Genomic DNA, 22,768 nt, shown 5'->3' with positions numbered 1-22,768 from the left:
CCATGTTTAGACGCGATTCGCCCAGCCCTTGCGGTGAGCCAGCACAGCCAGCTGCGTCCGATCCTCCAGCTCGCACTTCATAAGCAGATTGCTGACATGCGTCTTGACCGTCTTAATGCTAATATGGAGCTCATCCGCAATCTCCTTATTGGATAAGCCGTCGGCAATCAAGAGCAGCACTTCCTTCTCCCGCTCCGTCAGATCCTCGTCGCCCGACTGGGCTGTGCGCTTGCGAAGGCCTCGGGTCAGCGCTTGCGATACGTCCGAGGTCATCACCGGCATCCCCTTATAAGCGCCGCCAATCGCGTAGATCAATTCCTCTGCGGATACCGTCTTGAGCACATAGCTGACGGCCCCCGCTTCTATCGCCGCATAGACCTTGTCATCCTCCAGGAAGCTTGTGAGCATGACAATTTTGGTGTTGGGATATTTGGCCATAACAGCTCTGGTCGTCTCGATTCCGTCCAGCTCCGGCATCATCATGTCCATCAGCACAATATGGGGACGCTCCTCCTCAGCATGCGAGTCCAGCCATCCCAGCGCCTCCCTGCCATTGCCCGCTTCAGCAATGACGTCCAGCTTGGGGTCCAGCATTAAGTAGGTACGCAAGCCAATACGCACCATGTCGTGATCATCGACAATCATAACCTTGATCGTTTCGGAACTATTCATCGAATCTGCTCTCCCCGGTATATTTTTGGAATCGTGACCTTCACCCGCGTGCCGCTGCCCAGCTTGCTCACAATCTCCGCCGTTCCGCCCAGCTTCTGAGCTCTCTCCTGCATCGTGGACAGGCCGTAGGAGCCGCCCTTCACCGCATCCGCCTTGAAGCCCTTGCCGTCATCCGCCAAAATCATCATAGTCTGGCGCTCCGTTTCGGCTAGCGTCAGCGTCACACCTCGGGCTGAAGCATGCTTCACAATGTTCGCCATCGCTTCCTGTACAATGAGGAACAGCTGATGCTCCTTCGCTTCGCTCAGCCGCTCTGTCAGCTTCCATTCCATCACACCTTGCAAATGATTTTGCCGGCAATAATCCGGAAACCACTTGTCCAGCGCTTCCTGGAGCGTTCTTCCCTCCAGCTCCATCGGCCTTAGCTGAGCAATGAAATTACGCATTTGCTTCTGGGCCAGATTCGACATTCCAATCAGTTGGTCCAGCACAGAAGCGGCACGCTCGCTGTCGACCTGCTGCAGCTTGGGCAAGGAAGATGCGCACATATGAATGGCGAACAGCTGCTGGCTGACGGTATCATGGAGATCCCTAGCCAGCCGCCTTCTCTCCTCCAGCACGGCGGCTTCATTGGAAGCGGTCTCCGACAGGACGCGCTCCTCTCCCATCTGCTGAAGCAGCTTCATCTTGCCTTCCATCTGCTCTGCCAGCTCGTTAAACTCCCGGTATATGGGGATAAAAGAATGATGGCCCTTGCCATCCTCCGCAATTCGCGCCTCGTAGTTGCCGTTCACCGCCTGCTTCAGCGACAAATGCAACGTATCCAGCCTTCTGCCGAACCGCTGCGCGGTCCAATAGCCGACCCCCCCGCTGGACAGCAGGATAAGCCCGCCAGTCCAAACCTTCAGCTCGATTGGCCGCAGATGCTGCTCCATCATATACCAGAATACGAATGCCAGCACAGCCGTTATCCATGTAGCCAGGACAAATATGCCGATCATTTCCCATTTGCCGCTTCGAAGGAAACGCACCATCATAACGAATCACCCCACCTTCGTTACGCGCGTATCGCCGATAAAGGTGCTGACGACCAGCTTGATTCGCCGATCAGACTCGGAATAGCCAGGCGAGTGGGAGCTGATGTTCGTGAACAAGCCGCCGTCTCTCTGCCCCAGAACCTTAACGTCTCCGATGAACGCGCTGGTGACAACCTTCACGCCCAGCTCGTAATCATTAGGCACATACACCTTCACATCCCCGATAAAGGAGGAAATCGTAATCTTGGTCTCTCCGGGCGGAATATTCGCTTTCGTCAAATCCAGCACCGTATCCCCGATGAAATGGCTTATATTCATCGGCTTCAGCTCCCAATATTCCTGGCCCATATGAATATCCCCAATGAAGCCTGAGCGATTGATGACCGTCGAGTCGTGATTCCACCACTCCACATGTTCTTTGCTTGACTGGCACCCGTTTTTTTTCTTCTTGCCGTAAGAGGAATAGCCCTTATTCCTCATATGCTCGCCGCTGTATGCGCCGGCTGCCTGGCGTGCTGAGCCAGCCTCATACGATTGCGAAGCTTCAGCCTCCCGACTGTCCGCTTGAGTAGGATCGGGATGCAGCGGGGGCGCTGGAGGCACGACATGGCCGTCATGATAGGGACGGTACGACTTCCATTCATCAGACGGAGGCGATTGCCGCTTCGACCGGGGACTCCACAGCATGCGTAGACCGATACATATGATGGCGATCGGGATGAGGAAGGGTATGAGATCACCAATCGACCATGTCATGAGATTCAGGTTGTTGCCCAGAAATACGGCGCCTATAAGAATAAGAATGGCCCCCCACCAGCCGGAGCCGCCGTGGGAGCTTCCCGCGAGAATCGAGGTCATGCCGAAATAAAGAAGAATGCAGGGCCAATAGGTCGAGATCAGATCTCCAATGCTGAAAGACAGAAAGCCCAGCTGTCTTAGCAGGAAAGCGACGCCGAGCGAGATCACAACAAGTCCGGTAAACAGCCGGCTCGCGAAGTTTCCATTCATACCGCACAACTCCTTATGCTAGATCAATTAAGCTTACCATCAGTATACCTCGAACGCCGCTTCATTCATAAGGGACGACCGATTGAAATTGTCCTCCGTCTGGAGACTGAGGGGATTTCCTAATTTTCCTATTCCACCCTTTCATAAATTGAACAGGAAGAAGCCGCCTAAGTAGATACCTCGGCGGCTTCTCTCTAACGTATAGACATGTCAGCGCCTAATACGCCAACAATAACGCCTTGCGCATTCCGAATCGGTACGGATAATGTCATGCAGAGCTGCTTCGTAATGGCGGAGACATACACCTCGGATTGGAACGACTGTCCCTTCATCGCCTGCTTCCACCATTCGCGGCCCTTGGCGTTAAGCAAGCCCGCCTCCGGCAAGGAGAACACAAAGGAGCCGTCCGCCCGGTTGGACCAGATCGCCTCGATCTCCGGCTTCCCACGGAGCAGCTCCGTCAAGAGCGCGGCGTGCTCTCCCTCCTCCAGCGCCACCAGACGAGAGTCTGAAGCTGCGCTCTTCAGCCATTGCTGCAGCGCCGGCACATTGCCTTTGGCTTCGGCAACTGTTCGCTTCATGCCTACATTGTCAATGGCTTGTGACAAAGCTTGAGAGGACTTGCCCAGGTTGGCCTTGACCAGATCAAGCTTCGCGATTTGCTCTCGCTGCTTCTGGGCCATCTTCAGCGTCTCGTCAACGCTGTGCAGCGTATCGTTGACGGAGTCCACCACCTCACGAAGCATACGTGTCGTACCGCCCATATGCTCTGTCTGCCTGGCGCTTGCGCTGTCGGTATGAGCGGCAAGCTCGTCCACCTCCGTTATTTTGGCGAAGATCACATCCATGCTTGCTTTGGTGGACTGCATCTCCGTTACGCCCCGCTCGACGAATGTTTTTTCCTCCTCGACCGCACGCACAACAAGCTTCACGCCGTTTTCGATCTGCTCCACCATCGTGGAGGAGCGCCGGACCGCTTCCCCGCTTTGCTCTGCGAGCTTCTTGATCTGTCCCGCGACAACGGCGAAGCCTCTGCCGAATTCGCCCGCATGAGCCGCTTCAATGGAGGCGTTTAATGCCAGCAGGGAGGTCTGCGATACGATCTCCTGAATCAGGCTGTTCATTTCATTAATATGGGAGGTATGCTGAATCAATTCTCTGATGTGGCGTTCCATGGTGCGATTATGGCTGTTCAATTCATTCATAACCTCGTCCGTGCTTAGCAATGACTTGCATACATCCAGCACAACGTCCTTCGTTTCCTGACTCTTGCTCTTCAGCGTCGAGGACGCGCCGCTAATCTGCTCAGCTGCAGAAGCGACCTCCTGCAGTGCCGCAAACGTCTCCTCGATGCGGGTCATTGCGCCTTCGCTGGAGCGTCTAAGCAAGCTCTCCTGAGCAACGGATTGATCTGCGATATCAGACAGATGGGCGATTGTGCCGTCCACCTCGTCAACTGCCGCGCTTAACTGATCGGAGATGACGACGGACTCGTTCAACAGCCGCGTCATCTTCTCCTGCTCTGCCGAGTCCTGCAATGCTTGTCCGCGGTTGAACCATTGTGCGATTGCCATGGAATCGCCCCCTAAGAATGGATAAATGATGAAGTCATTATAATCCAGCATTCGGCAAAAGAAAAGAGGAACCGACAAGGTTCCTCTTCCTCGACATGCTATTGGTGAATCCTCAAAAGAAAATGCTACTGGTTATTGTTTGGGTTGTTCTGGTTAGCCTGGTTCGCCTTTTGGTTAGCGCCAGCCTGGTTGCCCGCTGCGTTGTTCTGGTTGAACTCCTCAGCAAATTCAGCGTTGAATTTGTTGTTTTGAGCGGCTTTGTTGTATTTGTTTTTCGCCATTGTCGTCACCTCCCCGTCGATGTTTAGTATGGCACCCGTCCGGCTTCTTATGCGTGCCGGCCCACCCGAATATTCGTTACGATTCCAGGTACGATTGCGGAATCGACTTGCCAACCTCCACGGCCTCGTTAATGTCGTTCAGCCACGTTTCCGTCAGCTTGCCGGTGCCGCGTCTCAGCACCTGAACCTCTACCTTGCGTTTGCCCCACTGCTCGTATACCTCGCTAATTGTATCGAAATAAAGATCGATGCGGTTTCCTTTAATAGCTGAGCCAGTGTCCGCCACCACTCCGTAGCCGTAGCCGGGAATGAACAGCAGCGTGCCGATCGGGAACAGCTTAGGGTCTGCTGCTATTGTCGATACCTGGTCTCTCCGAACCTTGACGCCGGAATACGTAATGCCATAACCGGGATGGCCCGGTCTCTTCCCGGTGGATTCTACGCCCGCCGTATAGCCGGTGGCCACAACCTCAATGACATTCGACGCGGACGCCTTGGCATCCAGAACTTCATAAGCCGCGGCATCTGCGGCAGCGCTTTGCAAGGCGGTTGCTTCCAGACTGATCGTTAGCGCTATGGCGATCCCTATCCATTTCCTTGCACAAAGAAAAAAGCTTGTAACCATCTGTTCAAACTCCTCCTCAGAGAAATATTGCCCAGATGGCACAAGCTTTATGCGTAATCCATTATTCCTTGGCCGCGATCTGCGACTGAAGGAACGTAATAAGCTCATCCAGCGTCTTCGCGCCAATATCGCCTTCGCCCCGTTTGCGGATAGATACGGAGCCCGACTGCATTTCGTTTTCCCCGACGACGAGCATATAAGGCATTTTCTCCAGCTGCGCTTCCCGAATCTTGTAGCCCAGCTTCTCGTTGCGAAGGTCGCTCTCTACGCGGATACCCGCTTCCTGCAGCTTCTCCGCCACTTGGCGAGCGTACTCCTCATAGTGGGTGGAGACCGGAATAACCTTCGCTTGCACTGGCGACAGCCAGAGCGGCAGAGCGCCCGCGAAGTTCTCCAGCAGGAACGCCGTCATACGCTCCATGGTGCTGATAATGCCCCGATGAATAACGACAGGGCGATGCTTCTTGCCGTCCTCGCCGATATACTCCAGCTCGAAGCGCTCAGGCAGCAGGAAGTCCAGCTGCGCGGTGGAGAGCGTCTCTTCCTTGCCCAGCGCCGTCTTGATCTGAACGTCCAGCTTCGGTCCGTAGAACGCGGCTTCGCCTTCCGCCTCGAAGAATGGCAAGCCCAGCTCCTCTACGACCTCCCTCAGCATACGCTGGGACATTTCCCACATTTCATCATTTTGAAAATATTTCTCCGTATCCTGCGGGTCCCGATACGACAGACGGAAACGGTACTCCTTGATGCCAAAGTCCTCATATACCTTGCGAATCAGGTTGACGACACGTGCGAACTCCTCTTTGATCTGGTCAGGACGGCAGAAGATATGCGCATCGTTCAGGGTCATGGCGCGCACGCGGTGCAGGCCTGTCAAAGCGCCGGACATTTCGTACCGGTGCATCGTGCCAAGCTCGGCGATGCGCACCGGCAGATCACGGTAGCTGCGCATGTCGCTCTTGAACACCATCATGTGATGCGGGCAGTTCATGGGACGAAGCACAAGCTCCTCATTGTCCATCTGCATGACCGGGAACATGTCTTCGCTGTAATGCTCCCAGTGTCCGGAAATTTTGTATAGATCCACGTTGGCAAGCACCGGCGTATAGACGTGCTGATAGCCCAGACGCTCCTCCATGTCTACAATGTAACGCTCCATTGTTCTGCGGATTTTGGAGCCATGCGGAAGCCATAACGGCAAGCCCTGGCCAACCTCGCGAGAGAAGGTGAACGTCTTCAGCTCGCGTCCCAGCTTGCGGTGATCGCGCTTCTTCGCTTCCTCCAGGAAATGAAGATGCTCATCCAGCTGCGCTTTTTTGGGAAAGGCGGTTCCGTAGATGCGCTGCAGCATTTTGTTTTTGGAGTCGCCTCTCCAATAGGCCCCCGCAACGCTCAGCAGCTTAAACGCCTTGATGCGCCCAGTGGACGGCAGATGCGGCCCGCGGCACAGGTCAAAAAACTCGCCTTGATCATAGATGGTAAGCTCCGAGTCCTCCGGCAAATCGCGGATAAGCTCAAGCTTCAGGTTATCCCCCAGCTCCTCAAAGATTGCGATGGCCTCACTGCGGCCAACAACTCTGCGGCGGATATCCAGGTTCTCATTGACAATCTTGCCCATTTCCTTCTCGATTGCGGCCAGATCATCCGGAGTCAGCGATTGCTCCATATCGATATCATAATAGAAGCCGTCCTCAATAACGGGGCCGATGCCCAGCTTGACGGTTGTTTCGCCATAAATCCGCTTCAACGCCTGAGCCAGCAGATGCGCCGTACTATGACGGTACACCTCCAGTCCGTCTACCGAATCAACGGTTACAATCTCGATAGCGGCATCCTTCACGATGGGTGTATACACATCGACCACCTTGCCGTCCAGCTTGCCTGCGATCGCGTTTTTCTTCAGCCCTGGGCTAATGGATCCCGCGACGTCTTCAATTGTTGTCCCGGCCTCATATTCTCGGATGGCTCCGTCCGGGAACGCTACTTTAATGCTCACTTTCATCATCCTCCTGATCTGGTGGTGCAAGCGAAGCGCGGGAAGGCACAAAAAAAAAGCACGCATCCCGCAAAGGGACGAGTGCTTGTATACTCGTGGTTCCACCCTACTTCAACCGTTCCGGCGGATCATGGGATCAGCTCGGACATCAGTTCTCGTACTATCCGGTAACGGGGATATCCGGTACGGCTTACAGCTGCGCACCCATGCTGGGAGGGCAGGTTCAACCGTACAGCTACAAGAGGGGTACATTGGGCCGCGTCAAGGAAGGAACTTTCAGCCTGGTTTCCTCTCTCTGGTCCGAGCGCTTTGCCGAATACATGTCTCTTGTCAATGCTGTTGCTTGACTTGTATTGTGCCATCATTATAGCCTCTGGGGACGGCCTTGGTCAAGGGTCAAAGGCAATCGCCAGTCTGCCCCTAAGCTTATGGCTGAATCCATTCATCCAGCGTACTGGCGCAGGATGAGCATTTCACACAGACATTTACTCTGCCGTCGAATATCGTTTCAATGGTGCGGATGACCTGCATATCAGGATTCCTGGTGTGCACTGTAATTTGTTTGGGCGAGACAGAGATCAGAGAGCTGATGACCATATCCTCGATATTCATCTCCGTCTCCAGCATCTCCGCGACCAGCCGGTCAGCGGGCGGCTTGGGATCCAGTGTCTGGAAGCTTTCGTTGTATAACGTAAATTCATGCCCGCCCTTGTGCAGCAAATGTACAATAGGCACCTTGGACTCCTGCAGCTGGACAAAATATTTCAACAGGGAAATAAACTCCTGGTATTGTTTATCTAACACGTATTCATCCAGCGCGTATTCCACAATGTCTGTCAGCTCATTGCGATACGGCAGCAGGCGAAAGGCCAGAAAGCCCCCGATATTGAGCACCGTATCCTCCAGCAGATGCTTCTCCAGCTCGTCGGCCACTTTATTGCGCCGCCGTGTCCGATCCGCCTCGTGGAAGCGGCTGCCCAGCGACTCCCACTCCTTGCCATGGAGCAGCTCGTAGCAATATTTTTCGATAATGGCCGCGTCCATCGACGGGTTGTTTTTGTATTTCTTCCTGATGATAGCGGACAGCAGCTGCGGCTCCAGCTCGCTGATTACATAATCCGCAATGACATGTGCCGCCGCTTTATAGACGGCTGGTCCGTCCGCTTTGAGCTGGAAGGCCGCGGCAGACGCCTCACACCGAATGCGCAGCGGTCCCTCTATATGAAACTCCACGACAGCCTGGGCAGATGGCTTTAGCTTATGTAAATCGGCGTTTACATGCTTGGCCAGCGAATCCCGCAGCATTTGAAGCGATTCGTCATGATTCGAAGGCATCGTTACCGTAAACAAATCCATGCGCTCACCCCTTTCCTTCCGTTACAGTATATGGTCCGGAGGCGGCGTATATACAGGGAAGAGTTTGGCATGATGGATTAAAGCAGAGAACGGCAAAAACGGCCCAGGCGATTGCCTGAGCCGCTCCATGCAGGAAGCATTAGTTCTGCATAACGAAATCCCGCTCCGCCTTGTCGGTATCGTTATACATGCGCAAAATATTGTATTTGGTATCGCGCTGAGCAGGTATTTTGCCCGATTCACGAATGAGCTGAAGGATGAGATCGATATTAACCTTATGCGTTGTGCCTGCAGCGGACACGACATTCTCTTCGATCATGGTGCTGCCGAAGTCATTGCAGCCATAATGAAGCGACAGCTTGCCCATCTCCGGTCCCATCGTCACCCACGACGATTGGAAGTTCGGAATGTTGTCCAGCATAATCCGGCTAACCGCCACAATACGGAGATATTCCTCAGGCTTTGCTTTCTCCAGCTTCAGATTCGTATTGTCCGGCTGGAACGGCCAGGAAATAAAGGCCAGGAAGCCCGGCGAAGGATACCCGTTCGCAAGCACCTTATCCTGCTGGTCGCGGATGCGCAGCATATGAAGCGCCCGCTCCTCGATCGTTTCGCCAAGTCCATACACCATCGTTGCGGTTGTATTCATGCCATGGCGGTGAGCGGCGTCCATCACATCCATCCAATCCGTCCAGGAGCCCTTCAACCGACTAATCTTTCTGCGGGTTCGATCGTCCAATATTTCCGCGCCGCCTCCCGGCAGCGAATCAAGCCCCGCTTCATGCAGCTGCTTGACAACCTCGTCCAGCGACAGCCCGTCCGAGACAACCTTCATCTTCTGGATTTCGGCCGGCGAGAAGGAGTGCATCGTAATATCCGGGAACCTGGTCTTGATCTTGCGCAGCAGGTCCAGATAATAAGTGAAGGGCAGATTGGGATTGGTGCCGCCCTGCATTAGAATCTCCGTTCCGCCTACATCCTTTGTTTCCTGAATTTTATTTAAAATGACCTCGTCATCCAGCACATATCCTTCCTTCGAGCCCGGCGCTCTGTAGAACGCGCAGAAGCGGCAATATACGTCGCATACGTTCGTATAATTGACATTGCGGCCCACAACAAATGTCGTTACCGGCTCAGGGTGGTGCCTCAGCATAATTTGATTGGCGACATGCCCCAGCTTCTCGATCCCATCGTAAGCCAGCAGCTCCATTCCTTCTTCCAGCGTAATGCGCTCGGCGCGCAGCGCCTTATCCAATATCCGGTCTATCGCGCTCATCCGCAAGACCTCCTTAACGATGACTTCATAGTATGACGCAATACTTAATCCTAACATAGATGAGCAAGCCTAGTCATCCATAAGGTTGATGGCCAATATGGCAAAAATGCGAAAGTTGGCTTTTAGCCGGATACTCGGTGATGCTCTATGGTCCCTGCGCAGTCGAATGCTCTTCCGATCGCTGTTGCAGGCGGGTTCCATTGATCAACCTTGCTAAGGTTGGAACCCGCCTGCAAAGGCGAACGCTGTCGCTTCTCCAGAGCATTCGGCTGCTCCGCTCCTCGGAGCACAACCACGATCAAGACCATAACCAACTTCGCAAAGGGAAGAACGAAAAAGCTGCGCAGACAATGGCCTGCGCAGCTCGAAAATGGTTGATTAGCGTTCGTCGATTTCGAGCTTGGCCGCGGCCAAGGCTCCTTCGAGGTCGGCGATCAGATCGTCCACATGCTCAATACCGACGGAGAAGCGCAGCAGCCTATCGTCTACGCCAATCGCTTTGCGGATTTCCTCCGGAATATCGGCGTGCGTCTGCATCGCCGGGTAGGTCATCAGCGATTCTACGCCGCCAAGGCTCTCGGCAAACGCGATCAATTTAATATGACGGAGAATGGGCTCCACATAACGCGCATCCTTCAGGCGGAACGAGAAGATGCCGGTGTTGCCCGAGGATTGCCTGTTCTGGACATCATGGCCAGGATGATGCGGCAGGGCCGGGTAATACACCTCTTCAATCGCTGGATGCTCCAGCAAATATTCCGCGATTTTGGTTGCGTTGTACTGATGCCGCTCCATGCGGAGAGCCAGCGTCTTCATCCCTCTCATCAGCAGCCAGGAATCCTGCGGACCCAAAACCGCGCCGATGGAATTGTGAAGAATGGCCATCTGCTGGGACAGCTCTTCGCCCTTGGTCACGATCAAGCCCGCAAGCACGTCGTTATGCCCGCCCAAATATTTGGTCGCGCTATGGATAACGATATCGGCTCCCAGCTCGATGGGGCGCTGGAGATAGGGCGTAAGCAGCGTATTGTCGACAATCGTAAGCAAGCCCTTGGACTTCGCCCACGCGCAAACTCTCTCCAAATCCGTAATCATCATAAGCGGATTGGTTGGCGTCTCGATCAGGACCGCTTTGGTATTTGGCGTCACCAGCGTCGACATGGCATCTATGTCGTTCGTGTCCACGTAGGACGCCGTTACGCCGAATCTCGACATAATGCGCTCCAGCAGCCTGTATGTGCCGCCATACAAATCCAGCGATACAATCAGATGGTCGCCTTGGCTGAAATAAGCAAAAATCGTTTGCAGGGCAGCCATTCCAGAGCTGCAAGCGAAGCCGGCGTCTCCCGCTTCCAGCTGTGCTGCTGCTTCCTCCAGCACGGCGCGCGTCGGACTTTTGGTTCGGGCATAATCAAATCCCGTGCTCTGCCCTAGCTTGGGATGGCGGAATGCCGTCGCTTGATAGACCGGGAAGCTGACCGCTCCCGTTACAGGCTCCTTCTCGGAGCCGATATGGGCCAACTGACTTTCGATTTTCATTTCGGATACGCAACTCCTTGTTTTATTGTTCAGATGCCTGCGCCCAGTTCATAAGGCGTTTGCTGGTACACATAATAGTTAAGCCAATTAGAGAACAGCAGATTGGCGTGAGCTCTCCATGTGGAGAGCGGCATACAGGACGGGTTATCGCCCGGGAAATAATTCCTAGGAAGCGCAATATCCAGCCCTCTGGCCACATCCCGGTCATATTCAAATTTGAGCGAGGTAGGATCATATTCGGAATGGCCCGTCACAAAAATTTGCTTCCCGTCGCGCGACGCGACAATATAGATGCCCGAATCGTTGGATTCCGACAAAATTTCCAGCTCCTCGATGGGCTCGATATCCTCGCGCCTTACCTCCGTATGACGAGACTGCGGGACAAAAAACAGCTCGTCAAATCCTCTAAGCAGCTGGGTATTCCGTTTGTTGTCCGCAATGGTATGCGGGAAGACGCCGAATATTTTGGCATCCAGGTTATATTTCGGCACTCCGAAGTGGTAATACAGCCCTGCCTGGGAAGCCCAGCATATATGGAAGGTTGACGTGACATGGCGTTTGGTCCATTCCATAATTTCCTTCAGCTCTTCCCAGTAGTTGACCTCTTCGAACGGCAAATGCTCCACAGGCGCTCCCGTAATAATCATGCCGTCGAAATACAGATGCGAAATCTCGTCGAACGTTTTGTAGAACGACTCCAGATGATCGGACGAGGTATTCTTCGACGTATGGGTTCTGGGATGAAGCAGCACAACCTCCACTTGCAGCGGCGTATTGCCAATTAAGCGAAGCAGCTGCGTCTCCGTTGTTTCTTTGGTCGGCATCAAATTCAGAATCGCGATTCTGAGCGGACGAATGTCCTGCTGGTAAGCGACGCTTTCGTCCATGACAAATATGTTCTCGTTGTTCAATACTTCCTTGGCCGGCAGGTGATCCGGTACTTTGATTGGCATGTTGGCTCACGCTCCTAATGATGTAGTAATTAGAAGTCGCAATAGGATAAAAAAGACCCCTTCTGCGTGAGAAGAGGTTCTGTGCTTGTGAAAGCAGTCATATCCTCTCTCATCTCTCAGAGACATGATGTCTCCGCAAGAATTAGCACCGTGCTCATTACGCCGGTTGCCGGGCTTCATCGGGCTAGTCCCTCCGCCTGCTCTTGATAAGAAAGTAGTCTATTCAATTATTGCTGTTCCAATTAGTTTTACTTTAATTCATTCCGACATTCCCGTCAAGAACCTGATCCGCATATGCTGTTTTAAAAACTTGTTGACGAGCGATTTTCCGCTTGAATGTTCGCCTCGCGCGGGAGTATACTAAACAGGATTAGGACTTCACACCTTCCGGAAACGACGACCTGGTGATTAAGCGCGCAAGCCCAGCGCTCTGAAGCACCTGACCGGCAGTCTCCTGCAAGATGAGAGAGGAGATTCCCGCAAATGAAAATTAGACATGTGAGCAATGGTATTTTTACAACCGTGGACCAAATCGAGGGTACGCTTGTCGCCCCGGCGGAAGGCTTCTACTGGATAGACGCGGACGTCGAGGATCTGGTTGTGCTGCAGCCGCTGTTCGGCATGCACGACCTGGCCGTAGAGGATTGCTTGAATGAAGAAGAGCAGCGTCCCAAGATTGAAATTTATGAAAGCCATTATTTTATTGTCATTAACAGCATTCGATTCGACGATGAAGAAATTTTCCTGCGCGCGCTGAACATATTTTTGGGACAGCATTACATTATTACCGTTACCAAGCAGAAGATTAATGAGCTCCGTTCCTTGAAGCCGATATTGTGGGAGCAGGAGGTCAGCCGGCCTGACCAGTTTCTCTATTATTTGACCGACCTTGTAGTGGACAATTATTTCCTTGTCGGCGATCGGATCGACAATCGGATCGAGACGCTGGAGGAAGCCATCCTGATGCATACCCGCAAGTCCCATCTGAACGAAATTATTGGTCTGCGCGGGGAAATTCTGTGGGTGAGGAAGGTGCTGGGACCACAGCGCGAGGTGATCTTCACGCTTAACAAGAAGGAGCTTCGCCTGATTGACGACCAGCTTCAGAAGTATTTTAGCGACGTATACGAGAATGCCATCAAAATTTCGGAGTCCTTCGATACGTACCGCGATCTGATGGGCAACTTGCGAGAGGCCTACCAGTCGAGCCTGTCCAGCCGGGCCAATGAAATTATGCGCGTGTTCACGGCCATTACGACCATCTTCATGCCGCTGACGTTCCTGACGGGCATTTACGGCATGAACTTCGACTTCCTGCCCTTCGTCCATGCTGGCTGGGGCGCTTATGTGCTGCTTGGCATTATGGTGGTGCTGGGATGCGGCATGTTATATATTTTTCGCAAGAAGGAATGGCTATAGCGGCCGTTCCTCTTTTTTTGCCGCATGCCGGAGTAATGAGATATACTAGAGTTATGGCTTATGAACGCATCGGAAGGGGGAATACCGGACATGAATATCAGCCAGCTGGAGACGCTCCTGACCATCTCCAAGACGATGAGCTTCCGCAAGGCGGGCGAGCTGCTTAATCTAACGCAGCCTGCCGTATCCGCGCAAATCAAAAGTCTGGAGGACGAGTTCAAGACTGTCCTGATCGACCGCAACCAGCCCGTCACGCTGACGGATCACGGCCGCGTGTTCCTGGAGCATGCGGAGCGCGTCCTCGCTATCGTGGAGGAGCTGAAGCAGAAGCTCGACGATTTGAATCACACGCCGCAAGGCCATATCCTGTTAGGCACCACTTCATCCATCGCTATCCAAATATTGCCGAGGGTCCTGTCTTATTTTCAGAACCAGTTCCCGCTTATCAAAACAACCATTCACACCATGCCCTCCTCCCAAGTCATGGCTTGTGTCGAGAATGGTTCCGTGGATGTTGGCATAACCTACATAACGGAGAAAAATCCGAACATTGCCTCATCCGTCCTTTATTACGATACGTTCGAGCTGGTCGTATCCCCGGAGAATCCGCTGAGCAAGCTGAACCATACCACGCTGGACCAATTGAAGGACGTGCCTATGATCATGCTGGCGCCCGATACGCTGGGCAGGAAGTTTGTCGACGCGCTGTTCCGCCAATACAACATTCAGCCCAATATTATTATGGAGCTGTCCAGCAGCGAAGAAGTGAAACGGATGGTCGAGATTGATCTTGGCGCCGCCATTGTATCCAAGCTTTCAATTCCGTCCGAGCTGAAGCGCGGCACATTGAAGCTGATCAAGGTGCATGAGCTGGAAGCAACGCACCCCGTCGGTGTCGTCTACAAATCCGGTCGATACCTGAATACCGCGATGCAGCAGTTTTTGAGCGATTTGAAGGGCATGCCGGAGCATCAATTCATAAGCAGCGAGTAGGAGTGAACAGAATGAAGTTTGATTTGCACACGCATCATTTCCGTTGCGGCCACGCTGACGGCAGCATCGAGGATTATATTGAAGCCGGAATTAAGCATGGACTTCAGGTCATTGGCATCTCGGATCACTCCCCTTACTTCTATCACGATGAGGATCACCCATCTCCGGGCATTGCGATGGCCAGAAGCGAATTTGCGAATTATGTCCAGGAAGTGCTCCGGCTGAAGGAGAAGTTCGCGGGCAGAATTGAAGTGCTGCTCGGCATGGAATCGGATTATTTCCCCCAATATGCGGAGGCATACCGTGAAGCGTACAAGGGAGTTCCGTTCGATTATTTGATCGGCTCCGTTCACCAGGTGAGCGGCGTCAGCATCTTCAACCGAAATCGCTGGACGAAGCTGGACGAAGCGGCTCATATCCTTGAGAAAAAGAGCTACTATGAGCTTATTGAGCAATCCGCCCGCGCAGGCATGTTCGATATATTGGGCCATATCGACGCTATGAAGGGATATTATCCCGCTTTTTCGGATATTCCTGCGCATGAGCACATCGATAACGCGCTTCGTACAATTGGCGAATGCGGAGTGGCGATCGAGATTAATACCTCAGGCAGCACCAAGGATGTAGGCGGCTGGTATCCGTCCGACGATTTGCTGGAGAGAGCGCTTCATTACAACGTGAAGGTGACGTTCGGCTCTGACGCCCATGTGCCTTCGCGAGTCGGGGACGAATGGGAGCTCGTGGCGAAGCGATTGAAGGAGATCGGCTTCACCGAGTGGGTGTTCTACCGCAAGAGACAGCCCGTTGCTGTGCCTCTATAATGGTGATTCCAGGAGAGACGCGACGCGTCTCTTCTTCTGTTGTAAAGCCTCTGCTTCCATAGCCAAAAAAAAGTGGACCCGCACGAGGCAGGTCCCAAAGAGCTTATATAAAAAGGGGGTCTTGCTTATTATAATAGCCCCTTGATGTGTTAAAGCCGTAACAGCAACATTGCAATTGTGTAACAAATTCGGGAGCGTGGACTCATGTCGTTATGGATTGCCATTGGCAGCGCCGTCCTATTCGGAATGGCAGGCTGGTGGATGAAGGTTTCACAGATGAAGCAAGGCTCAACGCAAAAGCTGCTTCGGGGACTCTATGCAGCCGGAGCAGCAGGCTTCGGCATACACAGCGCGCTGCAGGGCAGCCTAAGCGATTTATCGCGGCTTGATGTATGGTGCGCGGGCGTCATCATTGGCGCAGGCTCCGCATGGGGCAACTCGTTATTCATGAAGGCGCTGCAGTATGGCCCAGCCAGCCTCACATCGCCGATGACGAATGCCAACATCGTGCTGGTCGTAGCTATGTCTACGTTCTGGTATCATGAGCCATTAAGCGCGCTTCAGGGCTTAGGCATCACTCTGCTGCTGGCGGCCGTCGCGCTAATCGCCTACAAACGCAAGGAGAAGCTGACCATTACCGAGAAACGCTGGTTCCTTCTGGTCCTTCTCGCCATCGCGATGTTTGCCCTGCGGAACGGCGGCCTTAAGGTGACGGACGAGCTCGGGCTGTCCAGCGCCCCCATCCTGTTCATCGCCTACACGCTGTCGCTGGCCTGGTTTCTTATGCCCGCCCAAGAGCGCTCCACAGCCGCCGCCAATCGAACGGGCTTGCGGCTGGGGCTGGCAGCCGGCATATTCTCTTATGGCGGCCTGCAGCTTTATGCGCTTGCCATCGAGACGGGCCAAGCCAATCTCGCTGCGCCGATATTCGCAACGAACAGCCTGGTCGTTGCCGCTGGCTCCATCCTCTGGTACAAGGAGAGACTAACCGCTACGCAGATCGCCGCTTTCCTCTGCCTGCTTGCAGGGTTAATTGTGATCCGGCTGTAACGCTTCAATAGAGCCTGTTATTCCTACTGGATATGCACTTACTTTTAGTTTGTCCGTATGCTACAATATAACTACAAAAAGCGGGGTGATTCTGTTGGATTATTCGACAATGTGCCCAAGATACGAGGCTGCTGCTGATTTATTAGGCAAGAAGTGGACGGGTAGAATCATACGGGTGCTGCTTGGCGGCCCGAAACGATTTAAAGATATGAAGGAACAAATTCCCGAGATGAGCGACAAGATGCTGACCGACCGGATGAAGGAACTCGAAACGATGGGAGTCGTGGTCCGCCGGGTGTATCCGGAGATGCCTGTACGCATTGAATATGAATTAACGCCTAAAGGCAGAGATTTACAGCCGGTGATCGAATCCATCCAGAGATGGGGAGAAGCCTGGATGTAACACGCACGAATATAGGAGAAAGGGGCTGTCCACAACGCGGACAGCCCCTTTCTCGCCACAATAGAATGTATAGATTTTCGTATTTCTCATATCCCCTGCGGTCTCGGCTGAAACAGCATTCCGCTCTCCGCCTCCGCCATCACATCCTCCAGCCACTCCCGCTCAGCCTGGCTCAGCCTGATCATGCCTTCAATCAGCTTCACCGACCCTCTGGGCAACAAGCCTTCCTTCTTCAACGCAACGTCCCTGAGCAGCTCGATTCTGGACAGGCACGCTTCATATTGCCCCCACAGGCAAGCCTTCACCACCTCGCGGTCACTGTGCATCAGGAACGGCATTGCAGCAAAAAAAGGATGCTGCGGGAAGGCCGTCTGCTCCATCTGCTTGTGGAGCAGCTCCAGAAATTCACGTTTCCCTTCCTCCGTAATACGATATACCGTTTTGTCAGGCCGATTATCTCCCCGTACCGGGATGACCTCGGCAGCTTCAATATAGCCATGGTCACGCAGCTGATCAACAGCGTAATACAGAGAGCCGTCCTGCAGCTTGAAGGTCAAATGCCAGTTGCGCTCCTTGATCGTCTGTCTGATGTCGTAGGGATGGCGCTCCATCTCCATCAACAGCCCCAGCACCAGCAGCCTCATCATCACAGCGGCTAGCTCCGGGTTGGGGAAGGCTTCGCTTGATGCCCTCCCCGAGCAGGGGCTTGCGGATTAGCTTCAAGACGGGAGCTCCCCATCAGGAATACGAATACAAGCGCAACTAATGGAAGCATGACAGACCACTGAAATACGAACACAATGGAATCCGCCAGCTTGCCCAGCAGCACTTGGACAATTTCAGGCGTCAATCCCATCTGCTGCTGAATTGCGGGATCTAGGAGCGCCTGCCCACCCTTGATTCCGGCAGCCATCTCCGGATTCAGGTTCGGCAGCTCCTCGACGCCAGCCTGGAAGCTGGATTTCTGCAGCACACCGAATACCGTTACGCCAAGCGCGGAGCCGATTGTCCGGAAGAAGGTGATCAGAGAGGACGCAGAGCCCTTATATTGCGGCGGCACGGAGCTGAGCGTCGAGATATTCAGCAGCGAGAAGGAAACCCCCATGCCAAGGCCTACGATGACCATAAAGACGGTAATCAACCATCTGCTTGTATCGGCATCCATAACAAATCCAAGCAGGCTTGTGCCCAGCATCAGCGTAAACGCCGAGACCAGCATAATATTGCGGAACGGATACTTGCCTGCGATTCGTCCGCCGATTTGGCTGCTAAGCACAACACCCAGCATCATGGGAATAAGCACTGTGCTCGTCTGCGTCGCGCTGACGCCGAACACGCCCTGTATAAAGATAGGGATGTAGGTGGCGCCCGCAATCATCACGCCCCCATACAATAGACTGATCATCATGCTGCTTGTGAACAGCCGCCTGCTGAACAGATCCAGCTTAATGATGGGATCCTTGGCTTTGGTCTCTGCATACAGGAACAGCGCAAGCAATACAGCCGATGACGCGAACAGCGATATCGTCTGCACCGATTGCCAAGCCCAGCCCTCTGTGCCGCCCAGCTCCAGACCGAACATCAGCGTCAGGATAGAGGCAGTAAGCAGAATCGCGCCAGCCCAGTCAATATATTGCTTGTTCGGATTTCTACTCTCGTGATAACCGCGCCAAATAAAGAAATACGACAAGATGCCGATGGGCACATTAATGTAGAAAATCCAGCGCCAGCTGAATTGGTCCGTAATCGCGCCGCCCATAATGGGGCCAAACACGCTGGAGATGCCGAATACCGCTCCGAACAGGCCCATCATTTTGCCACGCTTCTCGCCCGGAAACAGATCGAAGATGATCGTAAAAACAATCGGCATAAGCGCGCCCCCGCCTATCCCTTGAATCGCTCGATAGATAATGAGCTGCTCCATGTTCTGCGAGGTGCCGCATAGAATGGAGCCCGCAACAAACAGCACCAGTCCAAGCAGGAAAAATCTTCGACGGCCATACATATCCGACAACTTGCCGAAGATCGGCGTGGCGACAACCATGGCGATCATATAGGCCGAATACACCCAAATAAAATATTCGAAGCCCCCGAGCTTCTTAATAATTGTCGTCATCGCTGTCGATACGATCGTCTGATCAAGCGCCGCCATAAACAAGCCCAGCAATAAGCCGGCAACAACAAGCCTCACATTGCTTTTATTCGCGTCCAGCTGCAATCCCTCATTCCATTACTCAAATTTGATTACTAGTTATATTGTACTCCAAATGAGCCCAATTACAACTCTTCCTTTCTTATTTAATCGTTCCAGTTGACTTCTCCTTCCATTTCTATTAGTATTAATGATAATCATTATCAATATGTGTATAGGCAAAATTGACCCAAAAAAGACCCCGGAGCAGCTGACCGCTCCGGAGTCCACAGGTGTAACGCATATTAGCCGCTAGGCTACATGCCCAGCCATTTTTTGAACAGGTGCTTCGTGGTATCCTTGTTCATCGCGGCAATCGAAGTCGTGAGCGGAATGCCCTTCGGACAAGAACGCACACAGTTCTGGGAGTTGCCGCAGCCTTCGATGCCGCCGTCCGTCATCAGAGCCTCCAGACGCTCTTCCTTGTTCATCTCGCCCGTAGGGTGAGCGTTGAACAGACGAACCTGGGAAATCGCTGCAGGACCGATAAAGCTGTTCCGGTCGTTGACGTTCGGACAGGATTCCAGACAGACGCCGCAGGTCATACATTTGGACAGCTCGTAAGCCCATTGGCGCTTCGTCTCGGCCATACGCGGTCCAGGACCCAAGTCATATGTGCCGTCGATGGGAATCCATGCCTTAACCTTCTTCAGGGCGTTGAACATACGCTCGCGGTTGATGACGAGGTCACGGACAACCGGGAATGTACGCATAGGCTCAAGGCGAATCGGCTGCTCCAGCTGGTCGACCAGCGCGCTGCACGCCTGACGCGGCTTGCCGTTGATAACCATCGAGCACGCGCCGCACACTTCTTCGAGACAGTTGGATTCCCAGCATACCGGCGATGTTTTGGCGCCTTCTGCCGTAACAGGGTTGCGCTGAATTTCCATCAGGCCGCTGATTACGTTCATATTGGGACGGTAAGGCAGCTCGAACTCTTGGGAGTAAGGCGCAGTTTCCGGCGAGTCCTGACGAGAGATAATGAACTTGACGGTTTTTTTAGCCGTAGTCGTTTCAGCCATCATTATTCTCCTTTCTTCTTGTCGGTGGAGTAATCGCGCTTACGAGGAGCGATAAGGCTGACGTCGATATCCTCGTACGAAATTTTTGGTCCGTCCGGTGTCCAGTCGGCGATCGTCGATTTCATGAACTGATCGTCGTTCCGGTCTGGGAATTCAGGCTTGTAGTGAGCTCCACGGCTTTCGTTCCGCATAAGCGCACCCAGCGTCATCGCTTCGGAGAGCTCCAGCATGTTCCACAATTGACGGGTGAACGCAACGCCTGCATTGTTCCATTGCGCGGTATCGTTAATGTTGATGTTGTTGTAGCGCTGCTTCAGTTCCTTGATCTTGCCGATTGTTGCTTCCAGCTTGTCGTTGAAGCGAACAACCGTCATGTTGTTCGTCATCCACTCGCCAAGCTCCTTGTGGATTACATACGCGTTCTCTGTGCCGTTCATACCGATAATACGGTTATGTCTATCCGTTTGCTGCTTCGCGTATCGGTCGAATACGGAGGAAGCGACGTCTTCCGCGGACTTCTTCAGGCCTTTGATATATTCGACAGCCTTCGGTCCGGCTACCATGCCGCCATAGATGGCGGAGAGCAGGGAGTTGGCTCCGAGACGGTTCGCGCCATGATATTGGTATTCGCATTCGCCAGCGGCGAACAGACCAGGGATATTCGTCATTTGGTTGTAGTCCACCCACATGCCGCCCATGGAATAGTGAACCGCAGGGAAAATTTTCATCGGAATCTTCCGCGGATCGTCGCCCATAAACTTCTCGTAGATCTCAATGATGCCGCCGAGCTTCACGTCCAGCTCCTTAGGATCCTTATGCGACAGATCAAGGTAAACCATGTTCTCGCCGTTGATGCCAAGCTTCTGGTCGACGCACACATGGAAGATCTCGCGTGTTGCGATATCGCGCGGCACCAGGTTGCCGTATGCCGGATACTTCTCTTCAAGGAAGTACCAAGGCTTGCCGTCCTTGTACGTCCATACGCGTCCGCCCTCACCGCGCGCGGATTCCGACATAAGACGAAGCTTGTCGTCGCCCGGAATGGCCGTAGGGTGAATCTGGATAAACTCGCCGTTCGCGTATTTCACGCCTTGCTGATACACGGCGCTTGCCGCTGTGCCTGTATTGATAACGGAGTTTGTTGTTTTGCCGAAAATAATGCCAGGACCGCCGGACGCAAGAATAACCGCGTCAGCGCGAACGCTCATGACCTCCATGGAGCGCAGGTCCTGCGCCGTAATGCCGCGGCATACGCCGTCGTCGTCCAGCACCGCGCCAAGGAATTCCCAGTGCTCGTACTTCGTAACGAGACCGGCTGCTTCCCAGCGGCGAACCTGCTCGTCCAGCGCGTACAGCAGCTGCTGGCCGGTCGTCGCGCCCGCGAACGCCGTGCGGTGATGCTTCGTGCCGCCGAATCTGCGGAAATCCAGCAGACCCTCGGACGTACGGCTGAACATAACGCCCATCCGGTCCATCAAGTGAATAATGCCCGGTGCAGCTTCGCACATTGCTTTAACCGGAGGCTGATTGGCGAGGAAGTCACCGCCGTATACCGTATCGTCGAAATGCTCCCACGGAGAGTCGCCTTCGCCTTTGGTGTTGACGGCGCCGTTGATGCCGCCCTGCGCGCACACGGAGTGCGAGCGCTTCACCGGGACGAGGGAGAACAGGTCTACGTGAATGCCGGCTTCCGCCGCCTTTATAGTCGCCATCAGGCCGGCAAGGCCGCCGCCGACAACGATAATTTTATTTTTTGCCATTACGCTTCGCTCCTTGTCTTCGGTACTATTAGCCGATATTCGTCCATGTCAAAGCGGCATTCGCTGCTTCCTTAAACTCATCGCCCGTGAAGGCAACCAGGGAAAGGATGAACAGGGCCGATACAATGACGAAAATGCCCATGCAAATATAAGAGGAAATACGCTGTGCACGAGGGCCGATCGTAATGCCCCAGCTAATCAGGAAAGCCCAGAGACCGTTGCTGAAGTGGAATACCGCTGCCAGTACGCCGATGACGTACAGCGTGAACATAACCGGGCTGCTTGCGATATGATTCATCGTAGAGCCAAGCTCCTCATGCGTGATATTGCCCAGGTAGATCTGCATCCGGGTCTGGTACACATGCCAGAAAACGAATACAAATGTAATGACACCGGTTACGCGCTGCGCCGTGAACGCCCAGTTGCGGCCGTATTGAAAGCGGCCCGTGTTGGAGTTCGATTGGTAGGCCACGTATAAGCCATAAATACCGTGAAACAATAGTGGAACGTAGATGCCGAAAATTTCAAACATCATCAGCAGCGGCAGACTGTTGATCGTCTCCACGCCCTTAGCGAATCCCTCCGGACCCCGCTCAAACGCCTGGTAGTTCGTGAGCCCGTGCAAAATAATGAACCCGCCCAGCGGAATAATCCCCAGAAGCGAGTGCAGCTTGCGCGAGAAATACGAATTTCCTTTCATTTTGTCTACTCCTTTCAAGTCTTGTGACTGTTCAAACAAACCATTCTACATTGTAACGCTTGCATGTACCCCCGTCAACAAAAGTCGACACA

21 protein-coding genes and 1 riboswitch are annotated in these 22,768 nt (G+C 53.5%); of the genes, 5 read left to right on the top strand and 16 right to left on the bottom strand.

What is annotated here, in order from left to right; genetic code table 11:
• Positions 1-6: 6 nt before the first annotated feature.
• The 11 genes from AB1S56_RS07380 to metA all read right to left on the bottom strand — a co-directional run bounded on the left by AB1S56_RS07380 (position 7) and on the right by metA (position 12,317).
• Positions 7-672 carry a response regulator transcription factor gene (locus AB1S56_RS07380; RefSeq protein ID WP_340871415.1) on the bottom strand — a complete coding sequence of 222 codons (666 nt, stop codon included), beginning with the start codon at positions 670-672 and terminating at the stop codon, positions 7-9.
• Entirely contained in the window at positions 669-1,709 is a 1,041-nt protein-coding gene (locus tag AB1S56_RS07375; RefSeq protein WP_340871416.1) for a sensor histidine kinase, read from the bottom strand. Before AB1S56_RS07375 ends, AB1S56_RS07380 begins: the two co-directional genes overlap by 4 nt.
• 6 nt (positions 1,710-1,715) lie before the next feature.
• Positions 1,716-2,717, bottom strand: coding sequence for a cell wall-active antibiotics response protein LiaF (gene liaF / locus AB1S56_RS07370; protein ID WP_340871418.1), 1,002 nt, complete (start codon positions 2,715-2,717; stop codon positions 1,716-1,718).
• A gap of 194 nt (positions 2,718-2,911) precedes the next feature.
• Positions 2,912-4,291 carry a methyl-accepting chemotaxis protein gene (locus tag AB1S56_RS07365; RefSeq protein WP_340871420.1) on the bottom strand — a complete coding sequence of 460 codons (1,380 nt, stop codon included), beginning with the start codon at positions 4,289-4,291 and terminating at the stop codon, positions 2,912-2,914.
• Between the two features lie 125 nt (positions 4,292-4,416).
• Positions 4,417-4,572 (bottom strand): hypothetical protein, encoded by a 156-nt coding sequence (locus AB1S56_RS07360; RefSeq protein ID WP_340871422.1) that lies wholly within the window; start codon positions 4,570-4,572, stop codon positions 4,417-4,419.
• 76 nt (positions 4,573-4,648) lie between these two features.
• Positions 4,649-5,197 (bottom strand): 3D domain-containing protein, encoded by a 549-nt coding sequence (locus tag AB1S56_RS07355; protein ID WP_340871425.1) that lies wholly within the window; start codon positions 5,195-5,197, stop codon positions 4,649-4,651.
• A 61-nt stretch (positions 5,198-5,258) separates the two neighbouring features.
• On the bottom strand, positions 5,259-7,193 hold the full coding sequence (gene thrS, locus AB1S56_RS07350) for a threonine--tRNA ligase (protein WP_340871426.1): 1,935 nt from the start codon (positions 7,191-7,193) through the stop codon (positions 5,259-5,261).
• Between the two features lie 426 nt (positions 7,194-7,619).
• The gene (locus tag AB1S56_RS07345) at positions 7,620-8,549 is read right to left on the bottom strand and encodes a putative sporulation protein YtxC (protein ID WP_340871429.1); all 930 of its coding nucleotides are present in this window, start codon (positions 8,547-8,549) and stop codon (positions 7,620-7,622) included.
• A gap of 139 nt (positions 8,550-8,688) precedes the next feature.
• Complete coding sequence (mqnC, locus tag AB1S56_RS07340) at positions 8,689-9,825, bottom strand: cyclic dehypoxanthinyl futalosine synthase (RefSeq protein ID WP_340871430.1); 1,137 nt, start codon at positions 9,823-9,825, stop codon at positions 8,689-8,691.
• A 378-nt stretch (positions 9,826-10,203) separates the two neighbouring features.
• Entirely contained in the window at positions 10,204-11,364 is a 1,161-nt protein-coding gene (locus AB1S56_RS07335; protein ID WP_340871431.1) for an aminotransferase class I/II-fold pyridoxal phosphate-dependent enzyme, read from the bottom strand.
• 29 nt (positions 11,365-11,393) lie between these two features.
• Entirely contained in the window at positions 11,394-12,317 is a 924-nt protein-coding gene (metA, locus tag AB1S56_RS07330; protein WP_340871434.1) for a homoserine O-succinyltransferase, read from the bottom strand.
• 106 nt (positions 12,318-12,423) lie between these two features.
• Positions 12,424-12,530: riboswitch (SAM riboswitch) on the bottom strand.
• Between the two features lie 270 nt (positions 12,531-12,800).
• On the opposite strand from metA, the gene corA reads away from it, so the two are divergent.
• The 5 genes from corA (at position 12,801) to AB1S56_RS07305 (ending at position 17,003) form a co-directional block, all read left to right on the top strand.
• Positions 12,801-13,736, top strand: coding sequence for a magnesium/cobalt transporter CorA (corA, locus tag AB1S56_RS07325; RefSeq protein WP_340871435.1), 936 nt, complete (start codon positions 12,801-12,803; stop codon positions 13,734-13,736).
• Between the two features lie 90 nt (positions 13,737-13,826).
• Positions 13,827-14,729 carry a LysR family transcriptional regulator gene (locus AB1S56_RS07320; RefSeq protein WP_340871437.1) on the top strand — a complete coding sequence of 301 codons (903 nt, stop codon included), beginning with the start codon at positions 13,827-13,829 and terminating at the stop codon, positions 14,727-14,729.
• An 11-nt stretch (positions 14,730-14,740) separates the two neighbouring features.
• Complete coding sequence (locus tag AB1S56_RS07315; protein WP_340871439.1) at positions 14,741-15,550, top strand: histidinol-phosphatase; 810 nt, start codon at positions 14,741-14,743, stop codon at positions 15,548-15,550.
• 204 nt (positions 15,551-15,754) lie between these two features.
• A complete protein-coding gene (locus tag AB1S56_RS07310) occupies positions 15,755-16,600 on the top strand; it encodes a DMT family transporter (RefSeq protein WP_340871441.1) in 846 nt (281 codons plus the stop codon).
• 109 nt (positions 16,601-16,709) lie between these two features.
• Positions 16,710-17,003 (top strand): helix-turn-helix domain-containing protein, encoded by a 294-nt coding sequence (locus AB1S56_RS07305; protein WP_340871442.1) that lies wholly within the window; start codon positions 16,710-16,712, stop codon positions 17,001-17,003.
• A gap of 86 nt (positions 17,004-17,089) precedes the next feature.
• On the opposite strand, the gene AB1S56_RS07300 is transcribed toward AB1S56_RS07305, so the two are convergent.
• From AB1S56_RS07300 to AB1S56_RS07280, 5 genes are all read right to left on the bottom strand, one after another.
• Complete coding sequence (locus tag AB1S56_RS07300) at positions 17,090-17,650, bottom strand: PadR family transcriptional regulator (protein ID WP_340871476.1); 561 nt, start codon at positions 17,648-17,650, stop codon at positions 17,090-17,092.
• An 8-nt stretch (positions 17,651-17,658) separates the two neighbouring features.
• Entirely contained in the window at positions 17,659-19,221 is a 1,563-nt protein-coding gene (locus AB1S56_RS07295; protein WP_340871443.1) for an MDR family MFS transporter, read from the bottom strand.
• A 230-nt stretch (positions 19,222-19,451) separates the two neighbouring features.
• Positions 19,452-20,216 carry a succinate dehydrogenase iron-sulfur subunit gene (sdhB, locus tag AB1S56_RS07290; protein ID WP_340871477.1) on the bottom strand — a complete coding sequence of 255 codons (765 nt, stop codon included), beginning with the start codon at positions 20,214-20,216 and terminating at the stop codon, positions 19,452-19,454.
• 2 nt (positions 20,217-20,218) lie between these two features.
• Positions 20,219-21,976, bottom strand: a complete 1,758-nt coding sequence (gene sdhA / locus AB1S56_RS07285) for a succinate dehydrogenase flavoprotein subunit (protein WP_340871444.1) — start codon at positions 21,974-21,976, stop codon at positions 20,219-20,221.
• Positions 21,977-22,004: 28 nt separating this feature from the next.
• Positions 22,005-22,676 carry a succinate dehydrogenase cytochrome b558 subunit gene (locus AB1S56_RS07280; RefSeq protein WP_340871446.1) on the bottom strand — a complete coding sequence of 224 codons (672 nt, stop codon included), beginning with the start codon at positions 22,674-22,676 and terminating at the stop codon, positions 22,005-22,007.
• Positions 22,677-22,768: the final 92 nt, after the last annotated feature.

Source organism: Paenibacillus sp. PL2-23 (assembly GCF_040834005.1).
Lineage (GTDB): Bacteria > Bacillota > Bacilli > Paenibacillales > Paenibacillaceae > Pristimantibacillus.
The sequence above is the reverse complement of the archived record's forward strand: the minus strand, read 5'-3'. Positions and strand labels throughout refer to the sequence as shown.